The following is a 13070-nucleotide window of genomic DNA, read 5'->3' as shown; positions in this document are numbered from 1 at the left end:
TGCAAGTAAGATGATGCCTCAGAAGCCCTCCAGACACCCAGCCCGGACGGAGGCAGACCGAACAGACCATACAAGGATACGCTATGGCCAAGGCAACCGGAGATGAATCCCCGGCAGATGCCCTAATCGAGGACACGCTGATTGCCGGTCTTCGTGCCGGTGACGCCAAGGCTTACCAGGATGCCGTGCGATGCTACTCCAGCGTGATGCTGGCCACGGCACGCGGCATGCTCGATCCGGCGGCCGCGGAAGATGTGGTGCAGGATACCTGGCTGGCCGTTGTCGACGCTATCCACAAGTTCGAAGGACGCTCCAGTCTCAAGACCTGGCTCTGTACCATCGTCGCCAACCGTGCCCGAAACCGCTTACGCAAGAGTTCGCGGGAAACGCTGACAGACATTACCGAATGGCTGGAACCCGATATGGCGGACCGCTTTGCCAGCGACGGTCACTGGGGTCAGCCGACCCGATCCTGGGGCCACAACGAAATCGAAAACCTGTTCGAACAGCATGCCCTGCAGGACTGCCTCGACAAGCACATCGAGCGACTGCCGGAAAATCAGCGGTCAGTACTAACCCTGACCGACCTGAAGCAGCTTTCCGCCGATGATGTCTGTAACATTCTGGAGATGTCTGCGTCTAATGTCAGGGTGGCCTTGCATCGTGCCCGACAACGTTTGTTTACGATGATCGAAGGATTTCGGGAGACCGGCGAATGCTAAAATGCCGAGAATTCACGTCACTGGCGAGTGAGTATGTCGACGGGCAATTGTCCCCGTCGCGGCGTTTCGCCATGCGTTTTCATCTCCTGATCTGCAATCACTGCCGGCGCTTTATCCGCGGATGGCGCCAGACAGTGGACATCCTCAAGCGGCTTGAGCGCAGTCAGGCAGAGCCCTCAGAAAGCCTGATCACACGAATTGACGACGCACTGGCCCAACGGCTGGCGGAAAGAACACATCCCCCAGGCGCCGGATAGAAACACGCGAGATAACGCTCATTTTGTTCCAGTTTCCGTGACAGTCTTTCCCCAAGGGAGCAGTATTTCATCGAAAACTGAAACGGTAGAATGGGCCTCTAGTGCATATAGGAGGTACGGCGTGTCAAAAGCCTATTTCGTGTCTCATGGCTCCCCCATGACAACGGTCAGCCAACATCCCGTTCGCGCTGAGTGGAAGGCGCTCGGGGAGCAGATCGCCAAGCAGGCTCCGGCAGCCCTGATCGTGGTTTCCGCCCACTGGACAACCACCGATCCGACGATCGGCGTGCGTTCGCATTTCGATGCCTTCCATGACTTCTACGGTTTCCCTGACCGGCTCTATCAGCTGCGTTACGAAGCCAGGGGCGCACCGGAAACGGCGGAGGCCCTGGCAGAACACCTGGCCGCCAGCGGCCTGCCAATCGCTATCGATGAAAAACGCGATCTCGACCATGGCGCCTGGGTGCCCCTGCGTGACATGCCGGCCCTGAGCGACGTACCTGTCATCCCCGTGTCAGTCCAGCCACAGCGCTCGCCCGCCTGGCATATCGATCTGGGCCGGCAGTTGGCCGGTTTTGGCGGAAACTGTATCGTCCTGGGCTCGGGCAGCGTCGTACACAACCTGCGTACCATCGACTTCAACGAACAGGCGCCGGTTGCGGATTGGGCGGCCGCTTTCGCCGATAAGGCCGAACAGCTGATTCGGCATGGTGACCAGGACGGCCTGATCCACCTTTCCCAGCATCCGGACTTCCACCATGCCCATCCCACACCGGAACATTGGTATCCGCTGCTGGTGGCCGCTGGCGCTGGTGGCACCACAGGCGCGGCCTCCTACCGGGGCTGGGCACACGGCACCCTGACCATGGACAGCTACCGCTGGCCGGTATCGGCCTGACACCCGGTCAGGCGCGTTTGCGCTGTTCGACGTAAGCGGTGGAATCGGCCACCACCGAAAGCACCGTCTGCAGTTTGTCCAACTGCGCCATCAAGGTGCCGATCGGACGCGTGCCGCGCACGATCAGCGCCAGATCGATCAGGCCGTCCGCGAGGTCGGCCTTCATCGACTCGATACCAAAACCACGGATACGAATCACCTGCAGGGCTCGCTCAAGAGCGGCGGGCTCTGCCTGCATCTGGAACTGGATCTGATGACACTCTGCGGCCTTGTCGGATTGCGGGTTCATGACGTTGTCCTTGCATGCTGGGTTTGGGTTTTGATCTGCGACTGAGGCTTACCCTCAATCATGTCGAGGTTGGCTTCGCCGGGTTTGACGATGGGCCAGACGTTGTCCTGACGCTGAATCGCCACGTGCAGCAGCATGGGCCCGGGATAGGCCATCAGCGTTTCGATACCACGGCGAATCTGGTTGGCCTGGCAAATATCCAGATGAGGGATATCAAAGGCGCGAGCCATGGCGCCGAAATCCGGGTTGTCGGACAAATCGATCTCGCTTTCCCTCCCCTCGTAAAACAACTCCTGCTGTTGACGCACCATCCCCAGGCACTGGTTGTCGAGGATGATCATTTTTACCGGCAGCCGATATCGTTTGATCGTCGCCATCTCCTGCGCATTCATCATGAAGGAGCCATCGCCGCTGACATTGATCACCATTGTCTCGGGCGATGCCATCCGGGCACCGATTGCCGCAGGAAGACCAAAACCCATGGTGCCGAGGCCGCCGCTGGTCAGATGCTGACGGGGATGATCGAAATCGTAGTACTGGGCCACCCACATCTGGTGCTGCCCCACGTCGCAGCTGATGATGGCCCGGCCGCCGGTGATACGGGACAGCTGGCGAATGAACGCCGGTCCGCTGATCGGCGCCTCCGGCGCATCGATACTCATTGGCTGGAAACCGTATTGCGCCCTCCAGCTCCGACACTGGGATTGCCATTCAGACAGCGCCAACGGCATCGACAATGCTGCCAATATGACGCTCAGGTCGCCTCTCAGGGCGATATCCGCCTCTCTCAGTTTGCCCAACTCGGCTTGGTCGCCATCGATATGGATCAGGCCCGCATTGGGCGCAAAGGTCTCGATCCGGCCGGTCGCCCGGTCATCCAACCGGGCCCCCACCACTATCAACAGGTCGCACACATCCACCGCCATGTTCGCAGCCCGTGAACCGTGCATTCCGAGCATGCCGAGACGATTGGCGTTTTCCAGCCCGGCATTGCCAAGACCGTGCAGGGTTTCCACGTTGGGCAGGCCTGTCGCATTAGCAAAAGCCCGGAACGCGTCAATGGCGCCGCCCAGTTTGATGCCGCCGCCGCTATACAACAGGGGACGTTTCGCCTGCCTCAGCATTTGCCGTGCACGTTCGAGCGCTTTCTCGTCCGGTTGACGCGGGGCGGCGATGGAAGGCACATAAACCTCCGGGGATTCCGCTGCCTGCAACAACACGTCCTTGGGGACGTCGATCCAGACCGGGCCCGGCCGCCCGCTCGTCGCCAGATCGATGGCCTCATCCATAATGCGGGGCAGTTCGTCAGCCTCCGTCACCAGATAGCTGTGCTTGACGATGCCCAGCGTCATCCCCAGCACATCGGTTTCTTGAAACGCATCCGTGCCGATGAGGCCACTGGCAACCTGGCCGGTGATCACCAGCAGGGGCACCGAATCCCGATGAGCGTCGGCAACCCCGGTGATCAGATTGGTGGCACCCGGTCCGGAGGTGGCGATACAAACACCCAGTCGACCGCTGGCCCGGCTATAACCCCCGGCAGACAGGGCGCAGGCCTGCTCATGGCGGCATAGCACATGGGCGACATCGCTTTCCACCAGGGCGTCGTACAAGGGCATGATGCAGCCGCCCGGGTAGCCGAAAACCGTGTCGATCCGGTGGCGCCGAAACGCCTCGATAATGTGTTGTGCGCCGTTCATGACGGAGTCCTTCCTCGCTGGTGTTGCATTTTGGGTTGGCCCAGAAACGAGAAACCCCCCGGACCTTTCGGTGCGGGGGGCTTCTGGGATGCTGTCGGTCAGCTATCTCTCATCCACGCGTAAGCCCCCCGGGCGGCACGACGACCACCAGGACCAGGTTCACGACAAGGACGAGCACGTTTTTGATCATGGGTTTTCTATTCGACCCTAAAGATTGGCTGACAATTGACCAGAGAATAATCAAGCCCTTTCACGGGCGCAACACTTTTATCGCCGAATCTGGCGCGAAAACGGCCTCCAGGGTTCCCCGACACTGAAAACGAGAGATCGGTCGGGTTTTGGCCGTCCTAACTACGCGTCAGATGCCGGATGATCTCCTGATGCTTCGGATACTCCTGCGTCAGCCGCTCCCGCTGCCCCAGCTCGAAATCGGAAAATTCGAAACCCGGCGTCACGGTACAGGTCACCAGTGCATATTTATCGCCCTGCGCCAGCTCTGCGGCAAACCAGGTAAATGGCGGTACCGCGAGGGTCAACACCCCATCCGGCCCCAGGCGGGTCGTCGTCAGTTTACCGTTGACGTCGATACGATGAACCCGCAGGACGCCGCCACTGTGCCAGTGCCAGAGCTCATGACTCGATAGCCGATGCCAGGCGCTGAAATCACCCTGCTCCAACAGATAATAAATCGCCGTCATCGTCGGGCGCGGGCCCCGTGACGTATTCACCATAACGGGACTGGTAAACAGTCGCCGGTAACGACCGCCTTCCGGATGGACTTCGAGTTGCAGGCTTTCGATGAGTTGCTGGGCCGACATAATGGCTGACCCCAATGGGGAAATTGACTTCCAGTCTACGGGAGATCGCCCCTCAAAATCGACGGGGGAAGCATCATTTTTGTGCTTCCGCCTCCACGGACGCCTGAGGACTGACCGCCATTTCCTGCAGCTGATACAGGTGGCGATAGAGACCTTCTACCCTCAGCAACTCGCGATGCGAGCCCTGCTGGACAATCTCACCCTGGTGCAAGACGACGATGCGGTCCGCGGCGGTAATGGTGGACAGGCGATGGGCAATCACCACCTGCGTCACCCGCCCACGCAGGTTTTCGAGGGCCTGCTGGATACGTCGTTCCGTGTGGCTATCGATATGGGCCGTGGCCTCATCGAGAATCAGCACCTTCGGTTGACGGGCCAGCGCCCGGGCCAGGCAGATCAGCTGTCGCTGACCGGTGGACAGGTTCTGCCCGCGCTCTCGCAGCGGCGTATGGTAACCCTGGGCCAGTCGCTCGACCCAATCGTCGAGCTGTGCCGCCCGCCCCGCCTCGGCAATAGCCTCGTCCGTCAGCGGCAGTCCCAACGCAATGTTATCGGCGATAGTGCCGTCGACGATGAAGGGGTCCTGCAACACCGGCACCACAGCCCGGCGCAAGGGGCCCTCGGCCATCTCCGCCAGCGGCATACCGTCGATACGAATATCCCCCTGATCCGGACGGTGGAATCGCAGCAACAGACTGGCCAGGGTGCTCTTGCCGCTACCGGTATGACCGACAATGGCCACGAACTCGCCCGCACGGATATCGAGATCGATATTTTTCAGGACCGGCTGCACCTTGTCGTAGCTGAAGCTCACATCATGAACGGCAATATGTCCCTCCGTAACCGGTGTCGCCGTTCCCCCGTGCGTTGGCGGTGCTGCCGCCATCAGCCCGAAAATCCGTTGACCCGCCACCAGTGCCTGTTGCAGCAGGTTGAGCCGCTGGGTCATCTCCACCATGGGTTCGGTAAAGCGATGGACGTAATTGATAAAGGCATAGATCACCCCGATCTCAGCCACATGCTGCAGGGCGTGATAGCCGAACACTGTCAGCAGGCCGGCCAGAACCAGCATGTCGAAGAAGTTCATCAGCGCCCGCAGCATGATGCCATCCAGGGTGACGCTGCGCAGCCGGGTCTGGTAATGGGCATCGACAGTGTCATCGAACTCACGGCGGAAGCGACGCTGCTGGTTCAATGCCTGAATCAGCCCCATTGCCTGCAGCGATTCGTTAAGCCGGGTATTGATATCGCTGACCAGTTGCCGGGCCCGCTGGAAAATCGGGGTACTCATCCGCTGGTAGGTCCACATCGCCGCCAGCATCAGCGGCATGATGGCAACGGCCACCAGCATCAATCGCCAGTCGAGCAGCGCCATGGCGATAAAGATGCCGATAATCAGCAGGCTGTTCTGGATGGTGGTGGCAATCACCTGCACGAACAGATCCTTCACCGCCTCCGTATCATTGGTGATACGCGATACCAGGCTGCCCGTTGGCGTGTGATCGAAAAACGCCAGCGGACGACGCAGGATACCCGCAAACAGTTCGTTGCGAATCCTTTCCACAGCACCCAGGGCGATACGACTGAGCAGGATCGCCTGGATATAGCGGGCGGCCGCCGATATCGCGTAAACGGATAAATAGATGACCGACAGGAGTACCAGCGGACTGGTCGGGAAGTGCCCCGGGGTCAGGTAGTTGTCGATGAAACGCTTGATCAGGTAAGGGCCTGTCACGTCACCCGCCGTTGCCACCATCAACAGGCCGACCGCCCACAGCCAGCGCCGTTTGTCCGGCCGGCTGTAACTGAGCAGTCGCGTCAGGACACGACGCCGCTTCATTTCAGATTCAACGGCCTTCATGAACTTGCTGCTCCAGTTTCTGCCAGGCGTGCGTGCGGGCGTACCAGCCATCCAGGGCCAGCAGATCGGTGTGCGTCCCCTGTTCGGTAATACGGCCGGCTTCCAACACGATGATCCAGTCCGCGTCTTCCACGGCACTGAGACGATGGGTGGCAATCAGGGTGGTAATGCCGCGCCGCGCCTCCCGCAGGTGTCCCAGGATCTGGCGTTCGGTTTGTAGATCGACGGCCGACAGGGCGTCATCGAGAATCAGTGCAGGCGCCTCCCGCAACAGGGCTCGGGCGATGGCGATCCGCTGCTTTTGCCCGCCGGAAAGGGTAACGCCCCGCTCACCGACCAGGGTATCGTAGCCATCGCTGAAACGCTGAATATCCTCGTCCACCGCAGCCAGCGCCGCCGCGCGCACCACTTCTTCGCGGCTGGCGTCGGGTCGTGCCAGCGCAATGTTATCGGCCACGGACATGGAGAACAGGAAGGAGTCCTGTGGCACATAGGCAAAGGTGTCGCGCAGGGTACTCTGTCTGTATTCGGCGATGTCATGGCCGTTGAGCAGGATATGGCCCGCCTGGGGCTCATAAAGGCGCAACAGCAGGCTGAACAGCGTCGTCTTACCGCAACCGACGGGCCCGACGATGCCAAGCGTCTGCCCGGACGTCAGCGCGATATCGATATGGCTGAGCGCACAGAGCGACTGCTCCGGATAAGCAAAGCGCTCGACCTGCAGCGCTAACGCCACTTTCTCAGGCGCCGCTCTTTGCCCGGTGTCCGCAATCGGCTCCTCGGTGTTGAGGACATGCTGGACCCGCTCGTAGGCCGCACTGCCACGCTCGACGATGTTCAGCAGCCAGCCAAAGGCGAACATGGGCCAGATCAGGAAGCCCAGATACATGGTAAAACTGGTCAGGTCGCCCAAGGTCAGTCGCCCCTGAGTAATCAGCCAGGCGCCAAAGCTTACCGCCAGGAAGAACGACGCGCCCATCGTCACGACGATCACCGGCTCGTACTTGCCATCGGTGCGCGCCACGGCCAGATTGGCCTCGGAGGCGGAACGCACCAACCCGGCAAATCGCTCGCCTTCAGCGGCCTCACGACCGTAGGCCTTGATGGTTCGGATTCCGGAGAGCGCCTCCTGCACATGATCGTTGAGATCGCCGAAGCGATTCTGCGCCTGGAAAAAGTCGCGATGCATGGCGTTGCCGAAGCGGTACATGAACACCGCCATAATCGGCCAGGGCAGCAGTGCCACCAGCGTCAGCTGCCAGGAGATCAGGGTGGTCATCAGGATCAATACGACAACGCCGGTCAACAGGCCGTCGATCATGGCCAGCACACCCTCACCGGCGGTCATCTGCACTGCCTCGATGTCGTTGGTGGCCCGCGCCATCAGGTCGCCGACCTTGTGACGCTGATAGAAAACCGGCGACAGACGGGACAGGTGCTCGTAGAGACGCTCCCGCAACAACGCCGACAGGCGCAGGGAAGCCCCAAACAGCCAGATACGCCAGAACACCCGCAGGACATACACCACGACCGCCAACAGCGTCAGACCACCGCCGACCCAAGCCAGTTCGCGACCTGTCAGGGTGTGGGACTGAACACGGTCGATCAGCCACCCGGTCACCCGCGGCGGCACCATCGACAGCAACGCCACACTCAGCAAGGCCAACACCGCCTTGCCATAGCGCCAACGCTCCAATCGAAAAAACCATCCCAACCGCCAGAATATGGACACAACCACTCTCCTCGATTCAGGCGCCATTGTACGAGCATTCGACGGTTTTGGCCGAATCGGAAATTATGCAAGTATCAAAGGAAGGACAGTACTTGCTGAGGGATACCGCCGCACATTATAGTAGCGCGGTCTTCATCTCCTTAGAGCGGGAGTAGCTCAGTTGGTAGAGCATCAGCTTCCCAAGCTGAGGGTCGCGAGTTCGAACCTCGTCTCCCGCTCCAATAAGATCAAATAGCTGCGCACCACTTTATCGCCCCAACATTTGCCCACTCGACACAATGTGTTTTCGATCTGCGAAACCCAGCAACAATGGGAAAACAGCCGAACTTTGACATTGTCCTTTTCCGCTCGCCCACTGTCGGCTTCTTTTACATATCTATTTTTAGCAGTAGCCAGATCCATATTTATTAAACTGTTTTAAATAAACAATCTTTGTTCTCGTACAATTTTTGCTTGACGCGTTGCGGCTGCATTGTTCGCTCGACTTCGTGGCAGAGTCGAACGAATAAGCAATGGATGAAACGAGGAAAGGACGAGGAAAGCACAATGAAAAAAAAATCTCTTCTGTCAGCGACGCTGGCCTTGGGAATGGCTTTATCACTATCGGCTCACGCAACCGTGATCAATTTTTACCAAGCCGGGAGCGACCAGCAAACACTTGGCTTTAACTATAATTTCGGCGGCATTGTGGCTTCCGCTTTCAGCTTTACCTATGACGCCCCTTCAGCCCCGGATTTCAATAACATAAAGTGGCAAAACGCGAACCTGTACCAAAGTAACTTAAACCACGGGCTCTCAGAGGCAGGCTTAGGCGTCACTAGAGGCAATGGTCCAACCGAGTTTGGCTCAACGACTTGCAACGATGGACAAACCCGAGAAATCAACTGCAATGAATTCATTCGACTCGATTTCTCTAATCTCGCCAGCAATAGTGACTTCCTGACTCAAGACATAGCGGTGACGCTGGCATCTGTACAAACCGGAGAGACGGCCACGATCTATCTTGGCCATCCTAATCATGGCAACGCAACAACCGCGGGCTCAGTCATTGGCTCGGGCAATACCATCCAAACCTTAGGGCTATTCAATGGCTCTGCACTGCTTGGCGGCGCCAATAACCTTTACATCGTCGGCGGTAAAAGCGACGTGTTGTTGCAATCAATTTCTGCTGTGCCAGAGCCTGGCACCCTGACCTTGATGGGCTTGGGGCTACTGGCACTCGGTATCGCGGCCAAACGCAAGCGCAACAGGGTAGCTTGAGCAACCGCACAGGCCTTGGGCGAAGCACTTCTCGCTCAAGGCCAACCCATCGGGCCATGCACCCCAAAATGCTTACGTCTTCGCGCCGCCAACCGGTTTAAGCCCCCCTTGCATCCCAGTCTTCGCCCGCTGAAACACTCCTTCTTTGGTGGACGCTATACAGGCTCAAGTCAGCAGGGATCGATGAGCACCCGACGGCCTCGAATCAATCAGCCGGTCATCTACCACAGCGTAAAATGGCAAATAAACCTAAAGGACCGTCGAAGATCGCAGCAGGCATGACACAGTCTGGGCGAGCCCCTGGTCCATCAGGAGTATATCTAGCCAGATTTATCGTAGGGGCCTGGGAGGGATCAGGCCGAAATATCTTCGTCCTGCTCAACATCTTGATGGAACCACAGAGACCCGACACCATCTGCGAGTCACTTTGCCTCCGCCATAAAAAATCCCGGACAATGCCGGGATTTTTCAAAGCAGCAGGTATTCGTTCGTATCAGCTTGCCATCGAGCGGCGACGAGCGGCGAAGCTAAGACCGAACAGACCCAGCCCCATCAGGGCAAGCGTGCCCGGCTCCGGCACTGCATGCGCGTCCAGTGCACCGAGGTAGAACTGCGTGCCGCTGTTACCGAAACTGTTCGGGCTGCCGTCAGCGACGCGGAAGGCGAATTCCTTGCCGGTCAGACTGGTCGAGATTGCGCCGCCCAGCAACATGGAGGTGAAGCTACTGCCATCGACGGCGACCGCAAAATAATCGTTCTGGCCAAAATAGGTCCCGTGAGTGGCGTTACGGAAGTTCAGGGTTGTCAGCGTCACAGTCTGATCGAAAACAATCTTCAGCAGTTCGTTGGCACCGACGTTGTCATCTGAACTGCCATTACAGTTTGAGGTTTTGCACACACCCAAACCTGCGTGGCCATAATCCAGATAGGCATAGTACTGGGTACCGGTTACAGGATATTGCTCGCCACTGGCAGACAACGTGAGGCCACCCTGGGTCCAGTCGAAACTCGGAGAGTACGAGGTATCCTGGTGAAGAGAGTCGGCATAGCTGGCAAAGTCGAATACCGTAGCGCTTGCCCCCTGAGACATCAGCAAAGCACCCACAAAAAGAGCAGACAACTTGAACAACGTTTTCATGGTCGGATTCCGTCAATAGGATGTTTTTTTATCGGGCGGCAGGCTTATAACGTTTTCGCCTATTCGCAATGACGCCATGAAATACAAAATATGAACCATAAATATTTTATTTATTTAAAATCAATCAGATAAAAACAAAAATCTTGCCACTAAATTCCCCTTTACACCTGCACTGTAAAATTCACCGACACTCACACAGCACCCAAAAGAAGGTCTGCGAATTCTCTGCGCCTCACCCTGACGGCGTCTGCGGAACCCCTTCAAGCGCTTCGCGCTGCCGATAATCGTCATAGGATGCCTGTGCCGCCAGGGCCCGCTCTGGCGGCCCGAACATCTGCCCCAGACGCTGCCGCCAGGTCAGTCCCGGTCGCATGGCGTCACGGAAGAGATCCCCCCATTCGTGCAAATTCAGCGTCAGCGGATTGTGGGTATGAATCTGATTGACGATCCCATATTCGGGCGGGTCCTCCGGATCTTCTTCCACAAAGGTGCCGAATAGCCGGTCCCAGATGATCAGGATGCCGCCGTAGTTGCGGTCGATATATTTCGGATTCCGTGCGTGATGGGCACGATGGTGCGACGGCGTGTTGAAGATCCACTCCAGCCAGCCCAGTTTGGGTACGGCCTGCGAATGCACGAAGAACTGATAGGCCAAGCTGATGCCGACGCTGAATATCACCGCCTCCGGAGGGAAACCCACCAAGACCACCGGAATCCAGAACAGCCACATGCCGGACACCGGGTAGGTGATGCTTTGGCGGAACGCCGTGGAGAAATTCAGGCGCTCGGAGGAGTGGTGCACCACATGCGAGGCCCAGCACCAGCGGATGCGATGTGACGCCACGTGAAAGAAGTAATAACAGAAATCCTGCACCAGGAAGAGCAGCAGAACCGACCACCAGGCAAACGGAATATCAAACAGCCGCCAGGCGAAAAAGGCATGATAGATCACCAGGATCGCGACGGCACTAATGGCATCGCTTACCTGATATGCGGCGGCCAGCGTGATGTTGCTCAAGGTATCGACACCACTGTAGCGTGCGCTATCCGGCAGATCGGAGCGTGTCTTCAAGTGGCGATACTCCATCAGCATCACCAGCAGGAAAATGGGTCCAAGGCCCAGTAGCAGGTATTGGGGATCGAAACCCAGCGCTCGGGCAATATCGAATGACGGCATAGTGATCCTGTGCATTTGGGCGCAAGTGACTTTGCCTGCGCCTGTTATAGTTTAGAGTCAGCAGCTGTTTCACACGCACCTTTCTTATTACTATTCAGGTGAACGGAACACACTGCATCTTTTTCAAGCTTAACCATTAGGTCGAAAACCCTCTTGGCGAACGACGACACGACAATTGATACGGCACGACAACCGACGGAAACTCCGCAGGTAAACGCACTGTACCTGCGCGGGTTACGCGACTATCTGCGTCAGCATGGGCTTGACGTCGCCGCCTTCATGCGGCCTTTCGGGCTGGAGGAGGAACTCTTCGACGAACCGCGGCGGCGCCTGCCTGCATCGCTTTATGAAGAGCTAATGGTCACTGCCGGACAGTTGGCGGAAGATCCCGACGTCGGGCTGCATGTCGGTGAGCACATCCGCCCGGGTCATTACGGGGTATTGGGCTTTGCCTGCATGGCCTGCCGTGAAGTCAGCCAAGTATTCCGCCGTCATCAGCGCTATGAAACGCTGGTGGCGAATATCGGCGTTTCACGCTATGAAGCCCGCGGCGATCAGATGCACCTGATCTGGGACACCGGCGCCGGCCATTTCAACCGCGTGGTCTTCGACGAAACGCTTGCCAGCTGGATCACCTTCGCCCGCTGGCTGGTGAGCGAGCCGCTGGCGCCGACGCTCATTCGCCTGCCCTACCCTCAGCCTGCCAACACTGAAGAGCACCGACGCATCTTCGGCTGCGACCTGGAGTTTGACGCCCCACTGGCCGAAGTCGTCTTCCCGCTGGATTACCTGTCAATGCCGCTGGCCCAGTCCGACCCGGAACTGTCACGCCTGATGGACCGGCGCGCCGATGTCGAGCTGGCGTCATTGGGGGGCGACGAATGGATAGGGCGGGTTCGGCGCCAGATCATGGATCTCCTGGCAGAAGGCGAAGTCTCGCTGGGACAGGTGGCAAAACGGCTGTCGATTTCCGAAAGGGCGCTTCAGCGGCGACTGCAGGAACGCGGCTTCAGCTACCAGCAGGTTCTGGAAGACACACGGCGTACCCTGGCGATCGAATACGTCAGCAATCCCACCCTGACACTGGCCGAAGTCGCCTTCCTCTTGGGTTTTGCCGATCAGTCGGCCTTCAATCGCGCCTTCCGCAACTGGACCGGCGAGACGCCGGGGCAGCACCGCCGACGTCACGCTGACGCCTAGGACGCCTCTGGCCGAGGC

General features: G+C 58.5%; 12 protein-coding genes and 1 tRNA gene. 6 read left to right on the top strand and 7 right to left on the bottom strand.

All coding sequences use genetic code 11. From position 1 onward, the window contains the following. Nucleotides 1–83 precede the first annotated feature (83 nt). The 3 genes from CLR77_RS06550 to CLR77_RS06540 all read left to right on the top strand — a co-directional run bounded on the left by CLR77_RS06550 (nucleotide 84) and on the right by CLR77_RS06540 (nucleotide 1877). Nucleotides 84–722 (top strand): RNA polymerase sigma factor, encoded by a 639-nt coding sequence (locus tag CLR77_RS06550; protein ID WP_097459831.1) that lies wholly within the window; start codon nucleotides 84–86, stop codon nucleotides 720–722. Further along, the gene (locus CLR77_RS06545) at nucleotides 716–979 is read left to right on the top strand and encodes an anti-sigma factor family protein (RefSeq protein WP_097459830.1); all 264 of its coding nucleotides are present in this window, start codon (nucleotides 716–718) and stop codon (nucleotides 977–979) included. Before CLR77_RS06550 ends, CLR77_RS06545 begins: the two co-directional genes overlap by 7 nt. A 121-nt stretch (nucleotides 980–1100) precedes the next feature. After that, nucleotides 1101–1877 carry a DODA-type extradiol aromatic ring-opening family dioxygenase gene (locus tag CLR77_RS06540; RefSeq protein WP_097459829.1) on the top strand — a complete coding sequence of 259 codons (777 nt, stop codon included), beginning with the start codon at nucleotides 1101–1103 and terminating at the stop codon, nucleotides 1875–1877. A 7-nt stretch (nucleotides 1878–1884) separates the two neighbouring features. On the opposite strand, the gene CLR77_RS06535 is transcribed toward CLR77_RS06540, so the two are convergent. The 5 genes from CLR77_RS06535 to CLR77_RS06515 all read right to left on the bottom strand — a co-directional run bounded on the left by CLR77_RS06535 (nucleotide 1885) and on the right by CLR77_RS06515 (nucleotide 8277). Then, a complete protein-coding gene (locus tag CLR77_RS06535) occupies nucleotides 1885–2166 on the bottom strand; it encodes an ACT domain-containing protein (protein ID WP_097459828.1) in 282 nt (93 codons plus the stop codon). Then, entirely contained in the window at nucleotides 2163–3866 is a 1704-nt protein-coding gene (ilvG, locus tag CLR77_RS06530; protein WP_097459827.1) for an acetolactate synthase 2 catalytic subunit, read from the bottom strand. Before ilvG ends, CLR77_RS06535 begins: the two co-directional genes overlap by 4 nt. A 347-nt stretch (nucleotides 3867–4213) precedes the next feature. After that, nucleotides 4214–4684 (bottom strand): cupin domain-containing protein, encoded by a 471-nt coding sequence (locus CLR77_RS06525; RefSeq protein WP_097459826.1) that lies wholly within the window; start codon nucleotides 4682–4684, stop codon nucleotides 4214–4216. Nucleotides 4685–4757: 73 nt separating this feature from the next. After that, nucleotides 4758–6545: an ABC transporter ATP-binding protein gene (locus CLR77_RS06520; RefSeq protein WP_198962700.1), complete on the bottom strand. Its 1788-nt coding sequence runs from the start codon at nucleotides 6543–6545 to the stop codon at nucleotides 4758–4760. Then, the gene (locus tag CLR77_RS06515; protein WP_198962699.1) at nucleotides 6532–8277 is read right to left on the bottom strand and encodes an ABC transporter transmembrane domain-containing protein; all 1746 of its coding nucleotides are present in this window, start codon (nucleotides 8275–8277) and stop codon (nucleotides 6532–6534) included. Before CLR77_RS06515 ends, CLR77_RS06520 begins: the two co-directional genes overlap by 14 nt. Before the next feature lie 145 nt (nucleotides 8278–8422). Here CLR77_RS06515 and CLR77_RS06510 point away from each other — a divergent pair. Both CLR77_RS06510 and CLR77_RS06505 read left to right on the top strand, forming a co-directional pair. After that, a tRNA-Gly gene (locus tag CLR77_RS06510) sits at nucleotides 8423–8498 on the top strand. A 325-nt stretch (nucleotides 8499–8823) separates the two neighbouring features. Then, entirely contained in the window at nucleotides 8824–9537 is a 714-nt protein-coding gene (locus CLR77_RS06505; protein WP_158227135.1) for a PEP-CTERM sorting domain-containing protein, read from the top strand. Between the two features lie 493 nt (nucleotides 9538–10030). On the opposite strand, the gene CLR77_RS20270 is transcribed toward CLR77_RS06505, so the two are convergent. After that, nucleotides 10031–10675, bottom strand: a complete 645-nt coding sequence (locus tag CLR77_RS20270; protein ID WP_097459823.1) for a PEP-CTERM sorting domain-containing protein — start codon at nucleotides 10673–10675, stop codon at nucleotides 10031–10033. A 232-nt stretch (nucleotides 10676–10907) separates the two neighbouring features. Further along, a complete protein-coding gene (locus tag CLR77_RS06495) occupies nucleotides 10908–11852 on the bottom strand; it encodes a sterol desaturase family protein (protein WP_097459822.1) in 945 nt (314 codons plus the stop codon). Nucleotides 11853–12005: 153 nt separating this feature from the next. Here CLR77_RS06495 and CLR77_RS06490 point away from each other — a divergent pair, with 153 nt between their 5' ends. Beyond that, nucleotides 12006–13052 carry an AraC family transcriptional regulator gene (locus tag CLR77_RS06490; protein WP_097459821.1) on the top strand — a complete coding sequence of 349 codons (1047 nt, stop codon included), beginning with the start codon at nucleotides 12006–12008 and terminating at the stop codon, nucleotides 13050–13052. Nucleotides 13053–13070: the final 18 nt, after the last annotated feature.

This window comes from Mangrovitalea sediminis (assembly GCF_002514725.1).
In the GTDB taxonomy this organism is placed as follows: Bacteria; Pseudomonadota; Gammaproteobacteria; order Pseudomonadales; family Oleiphilaceae; genus Mangrovitalea; species Mangrovitalea sediminis.
Note: the sequence above shows the minus strand (reverse complement) of the source record. Positions and strands in the feature narration are given on the sequence as shown.

Coding starts and splice junctions, on each gene's coding strand:
- CLR77_RS06550 (WP_097459831.1), top strand. CDS start 84: ATGGCCAAGGCAACCGGAGATGAATCCCCGGCAGATGCCCTAATCGAG.
- CLR77_RS06535 (WP_097459828.1), bottom strand. CDS start 2,166: ATGAACCCGCAATCCGACAAGGCCGCAGAGTGTCATCAGATCCAGTTC.
- CLR77_RS06545 (WP_097459830.1), top strand. CDS start 716: ATGCTAAAATGCCGAGAATTCACGTCACTGGCGAGTGAGTATGTCGAC.
- CLR77_RS06525 (WP_097459826.1), bottom strand. CDS start 4,684: ATGTCGGCCCAGCAACTCATCGAAAGCCTGCAACTCGAAGTCCATCCG.
- CLR77_RS06520 (WP_198962700.1), bottom strand. CDS start 6,545: ATGAAGGCCGTTGAATCTGAAATGAAGCGGCGTCGTGTCCTGACGCGA.
- CLR77_RS06495 (WP_097459822.1), bottom strand. CDS start 11,852: ATGCCGTCATTCGATATTGCCCGAGCGCTGGGTTTCGATCCCCAATAC.
- CLR77_RS20270 (WP_097459823.1), bottom strand. CDS start 10,675: ATGAAAACGTTGTTCAAGTTGTCTGCTCTTTTTGTGGGTGCTTTGCTG.
- CLR77_RS06505 (WP_158227135.1), top strand. CDS start 8,824: ATGAAAAAAAAATCTCTTCTGTCAGCGACGCTGGCCTTGGGAATGGCT.
- ilvG (WP_097459827.1), bottom strand. CDS start 3,866: ATGAACGGCGCACAACACATTATCGAGGCGTTTCGGCGCCACCGGATC.